Below are 4,187 nucleotides of genomic sequence, written 5' to 3' on the forward strand. Positions count from 1 at the left end.
CCCCGACGCCGCTGCATTCCGATGCCGACATCGAACAACTGGTCGCGGCACTCCATTCGCTCTGGTCGCGCTGCGCGCTGGCAAGGCAAGTCGCGTAAGATCTGAAAATGTTCACCGCTCTCATCGCTTTTGTTCGAGGGGCGGCGCCCGGTCTACTTGTCAAGTGGCGCGCTTGGTAAGGCTCGGAATACCACAGGCCTCGCCGCCGCCGAACAGCCGCGAGCGGGTGAGGAACCGCTTCTCGCGGCCGTTGTCGAGCGAGAACATACCGCCGCGGCCGGGTACGACATCGATGATCAGCTGCGTGTGTTTCCAGGCCTCGAACTGGCTGGCGCTGATATAAACTGGTACGCCACCAATCTCACCAAGCCTCACGTCCGTCTCCCCGACACGGAATTCGCCCGCCGGATAACACATCGGCGAGGACCCGTCGCAACAGCCGCCGGACTGGTGGAAAAGGATGTCGGGATGATCGCGGCGGATTTCATCTATGAGAGCCAGCGCCGCGTCGGTCGCAAGAACGCGCGGTTCGCCATTGACGGTCGTCTCCATGATTTCCTCCAAGCCAAAAGCCTCCTCCCCGAAAGGGGAGAAGGTAGCCATTTGTGATCAATCCGGTTCTCAAAAGAAGCCGAGTGCCTTCGGGCTGTAGCTCACCAGCATGTTCTTGGTCTGCTGGTAGTGGTCGAGCATCATCTTGTGCGTCTCGCGGCCGATGCCGGACTGCTTGTAGCCGCCGAATGCCGCATGCGCCGGATAGGCGTGGTAGCAATTCGTCCAGACGCGGCCGGCCTGGATTTCGCGGCCGAAGCGGTAGGCGCGGTTTCCGTCACGCGTCCAGACTCCTGCACCGAGGCCGTAGAGCGTGTCGTTGGCGATCTCCAGCGCTTCCTCCTCGTCCTTGAAGGTCGTGACAGATACCACAGGGCCGAAAATCTCCTCCTGGAAGACGCGCATCTTGTTGTGACCCTTGAAGATCGTCGGCTTGACATAAAAGCCATTGGCCAACTCGCCGCCGAGATCGTTTTGGGTGCCGCCAGTCAACACCTCGGCGCCTTCCTGCTTGCCGATATCGAGATACGCAAGGATCTTTTCGAGTTGCTCCGCCGAGGCCTGTGCACCGATCATCGTTGCACTGTCGAGTGGATTGCCCTGTTTGATCGCTTCGACGCGCTTGAGCGCCTTTTCCATGAAGCGGTCGTAGATCGATTCCTGAATGAGGGCGCGGCTCGGGCAGGTGCAGACCTCGCCCTGGTTCAGGGCGAACATCGCAAAGCCTTCGAGCGCCTTGTCGAGGAAATCGTCATCATCGGCCATGACGTCGGCAAAGAAGATGTTCGGCGACTTGCCGCCGAGTTCGAGCGTGACCGGAATGAGGTTCTGGCTGGCATATTGCATGATCAGCCGGCCGGTCGAGGTCTCGCCGGTGAAGGCGATCTTGGCGATGCGCGGGCTGGTGGCGAGCGGCTTTCCGGCCTCCAGGCCAAAACCATTGACGATGTTGAGCACTCCTGGCGGCAGCAGATCGCCGACGAGTTCGGCCCAGACGAGAAGCGAGGCGGGCGTTTGTTCGGCCGGCTTGATCACGACGCAATTGCCTGCGGCAAGCGCCGGAGCGAGCTTCCAGGCGGCCATCAGGATCGGGAAATTCCACGGGATGATCTGGCCGACGACGCCAAGCGGCTCATGGAAATGATAAGCGATGGTATCGTGATCGACCTCGCCGATCGAGCCTTCCTGCGCGCGGATGCAGGCGGCAAAATAACGGAAGTGATCCACGGCAAGCGGGATGTCGGCAGCCATCGTTTCGCGGATCGGCTTGCCGTTGTCCCACGTTTCGGCCTGGGCAAGCAACTCGAGCTTGTCCTCCATGCGCTGCGCGATCTTCATCAGAATGTTTGAGCGTTCGGTAGCCGAAGTTCTAGCCCATTGATCCTTAGCAGCGTGGGCGGCATCAAGCGCCGCATTGATATCCTTTTCGTCGGAGCGCGGGATTTCGCAGAGCTTGCCGCCCGTGACCGGCGTGACGTTGTCGAAATACCTGCCGCCGATGGGCTCGCGCCATTCGCCGCCAATATAGTTGCCGTATTTCAGCTTGAATGGTGATTCAACGATCTTTTGATGCAGCATGTCATCCTCCCAAGATGAGCCAGGTTCAGGAGCGAACCGATGGAAGGAGTCTGCGCGTGTTTTATCGATTGCAACAGGCTCCCGGCGCATTGCTGCAGTGCACAGTGTCGCAACTCTGCGACAGGATTACTCTTTGGAGGGAAGGGGGCGCTCAGTGAAGGTTGAGCCTCTTCATCTTCCGATGAAGTGTGGCGCGGCTCATGCCAAGATTGATCGCGGCCTGCGAAACATTGCCGTTGGTCCGGGTCAATGCACGCAACAGGGCTGCACGTTCTGCTTCCACGAGGACGTCGCCGGTAGCCGCACCGCTTTCATGAAGCGCATCGGCCGCTGGAACACCTGCGGCGATCCGCCGGTCATCCAGCTTGAGGGCCAGCCGGGCCGCGCGCGTCGCGCCGAGCACAAGATCATGCTTGTCGACTGCAAGCAATGCCGCTGCAGAATTCGCGCCCGATGGCACCATCAGGAAGCGTGCGCCGGCAAAGGCACTGCGGAAGATATTGAGTTCGATGCGGATGGCAGCGTCGCGGACCGCCTGTGACAGGATCGACAGCGTCATTTCATTGACGTCGTCACGGCAAGTGGAAATATCGAGCGCGGCGGCCAGTTGACCGCGATGGTCGCGGATTGGCGCAGTCGTGCAACTGAGACGGATATTGGAGCAGAAGAAATGCTGGTCGCGGAAAATTGCGACGGCACGCTCGTCTGCAAGCGCCGTGCCGATACCGTTTGTGCCAATGCTTGCTTCAGTCCAGACAGACCCGGTCCAGAGGCCGAGATCGCCAAACTCCTTGTCGTCACCGGCAGAGCCGCGCCGCTCCAGCGCGATGCCATTGCGATCCGTCAGCAGCAGGCAGCAACCAGCCCTCCCGACCGTCGCGAAAAGCCGGTCGAGTTCGTCCGTCGCGTCCTTGATCAATTGATCCGATTGCTCGCGTGCAAGCTGGAATTCAAAATCAGTCAGCCGCACAGGCGTGCGTTTGTCTTCCGGGGCAAGCTGATGCATGGTCATGCAGCGCCGCCAGGAAGCCACGATTGGAGAACTTGCTGCAGCGGAATTCTGCTGCGCGCACGTATAGACGTGATCCGCATGCGCGGAATATTCGTGCATCGGCTCCTCCCACGGAACACGAGAGTAAACTGACCTAAATGCGCGTCCTTTGCAATTCTGCTAAATTGCGATGACTTCCGAATGGCCAATCCAAACTGTCGCAAGATTGCGACAGTTGCGAGATGCCGCCGAAGCCACGGCTTCCTCGCAAATCGATGTTTCCGGGAAGCAGTGAACAAGACGCGGGATCAATCAACTTTGATTCCGGTCAAAGTCGATCGGATTTACTGTGAATATGTGTCGGAGTGTACAATCGTTCGCGATTAAGCCGCCAAGCCATTTATAAGAGGGCTCGGTGGACACCTCTGCCACCATTGAAGCGTCGAGGTCCAGGAGGATATATCCATGAAAGCGATGACGCTCCAGGCCATCGGAAAGCCTCTGGCTCTCGTCGAACGGCCGGATCCATTGCCGAGCCGGGGCGAACTTAGGCTGAAGGTGGAGGCCTGCGCCGTTTGCCGCACGGACTTGCATGTGATCGACGGCGACCTCGCCAATCCGAGGCTGCCGCTCGTGCCGGGCCATGAGATCGTCGGGATCGTCGATGCCGTCGGTGACGGCGTGGCGGCCACAAGAATAGGAAGCCGTGTCGGCGTGCCGTGGCTGGGTCACAGCTGTGGGACATGCCCCTATTGCCGGTCGAAGGCTGAAAACCTCTGCGAACGGCCGGAGTTTACCGGCTATACGCGCGATGGCGGCTTTGCCACCGATGTCGTGGCCGACGCGTCCTACGCCTTTGACCTTGATCCAGAAGATGATCCGGTTTCGCTTGCACCTTTGCTCTGCGCCGGGCTCATCGGCTGGCGCTGCCTGAAGAAGGCCGGTCACGGCAGGAGGATCGGGCTCTACGGCTTTGGAGCGGCAGCCCATATCATTGCCCAAGTATGCGTGTGGCAAGGCCGTGAAGTCTATGCCTTTACGCGCCGCGGGGACGATGAAGCGCAAC

The 4,187-nt window shown here is 59.9% G+C and carries 4 protein-coding genes; 1 reads left to right on the forward strand and 3 read right to left on the reverse strand.

The genetic code is table 11. The annotated features are described in order from the left end of the window. Positions 1-159 precede the first annotated feature (159 nt). The 3 genes from BN1800_RS38970 to BN1800_RS38980 form a co-directional block, all read right to left on the reverse strand. A complete protein-coding gene (locus tag BN1800_RS38970; RefSeq protein WP_027512197.1) occupies positions 160-552 on the reverse strand; it encodes a DUF779 domain-containing protein in 393 nt (130 codons plus the stop codon). 69 nt (positions 553-621) lie between these two features. After that, a complete protein-coding gene (gene adh, locus BN1800_RS38975) occupies positions 622-2,130 on the reverse strand; it encodes an aldehyde dehydrogenase (protein ID WP_087006204.1) in 1,509 nt (502 codons plus the stop codon). A 151-nt stretch (positions 2,131-2,281) separates the two neighbouring features. Further along, a complete protein-coding gene (locus tag BN1800_RS38980) occupies positions 2,282-3,241 on the reverse strand; it encodes a helix-turn-helix domain-containing protein (RefSeq protein ID WP_087006207.1) in 960 nt (319 codons plus the stop codon). A gap of 345 nt (positions 3,242-3,586) precedes the next feature. On the opposite strand from BN1800_RS38980, the gene BN1800_RS38985 reads away from it, so the two are divergent. After that, a partial coding sequence (locus BN1800_RS38985; RefSeq protein ID WP_179214025.1) for an alcohol dehydrogenase catalytic domain-containing protein occupies positions 3,587-4,187 on the forward strand: 601 nt, incomplete at its 3' end.

It is taken from the genome of Rhizobium sullae, from assembly GCF_900169785.1.
Classification (GTDB): domain Bacteria; phylum Pseudomonadota; class Alphaproteobacteria; order Rhizobiales; family Rhizobiaceae; genus Rhizobium; species Rhizobium sullae.